Source organism: Pseudoalteromonas sp. AOP7-A1-14 (genome assembly GCF_052376275.1).
Lineage (GTDB): Bacteria > Pseudomonadota > Gammaproteobacteria > Enterobacterales > Alteromonadaceae > Pseudoalteromonas.
In genome coordinates, this window is record NZ_JBQSVO010000263.1 from 1 (window position 1) to 899 (window position 899).

The 899-nt window shown below is 39.9% G+C and carries 1 protein-coding gene; it reads left to right on the forward strand.

Features of this window, described 5'->3' with window-relative positions:
• Positions 1–899, forward strand: an 899-nt coding sequence (locus tag ACT3RM_RS18005) for a PAS domain S-box protein (protein WP_444511532.1), incomplete at both ends; no start/stop codon positions are given.

Sequence of the window (899 nt, forward strand, 5' to 3'; positions counted from 1 at the left end):
ATAGTAACCCGCAGTTTGGTAAAATTGGTAACGAGCAATTGATATCGATGTTAGCCAGCTTAGAGCAAGGTTCGTCTAGCGTGTTAAAATCCGTAAAGGTTCAACAGCAGTATCACCATGTGATGGCTTTGCCTATGCGGGATAAAAATGAGCACCTTACTGCGATTATATTAATGGAAATTAATTTGCAGGGGCTGTTAGAAAACCTAGCAACTATCCGCAATGCAAATAAAGAGCTGACTTTATATATTGTTAAAAATGGCTGGATAGAACACTCAGAAGTTAATTCAAAATCAACACATTTAGCTGACTTAAACATTATTTCCCCTGAAATAAACAAAGCATTTAGCTTTGATAAATCATCGGGTGAAACGCACTTCGGGATTTTAACTGATTTAAACTTTTCAGGCAGCGATGGCTGGCAATTATTAGTAGAAAAGCCTGCGAGCATCATGCTGCAAAGTGCAGCAAACTTTAAGCAATTAGCAGTATGGGCGAATGGACTGGCACTACTTGTAGTACTACTACTTTCTTGGTGGTTTGGCAGGCGCCTGTCACGGCCCTTAATTACACTCGCAAAGGCGGCTGAAGAAGTAACCCTCGGCACGCGAAATGACATTCCAACGCTCAATGATAGTAGTGAGTTACATCGTTTATCGCTTGATTTAGGAAATTTAGTCGCAGTTAAAACTCAACAACAAAACCACCTAACATCGCAAAGCGAAGCGTTAAAACACGCCCTTAAAGAACTAGCAGAACAAAAAAGTGCCCTTGATGAACACTCAATTGTGGCCATTACTGATATTAAAGGCACCATCACTTTTGTTAACAGTAAGTTTTGTGAAATAAGTGGCTACACTGAGCAAGAGTTAGTTGGGAATAACCATCGTTTACTTAAC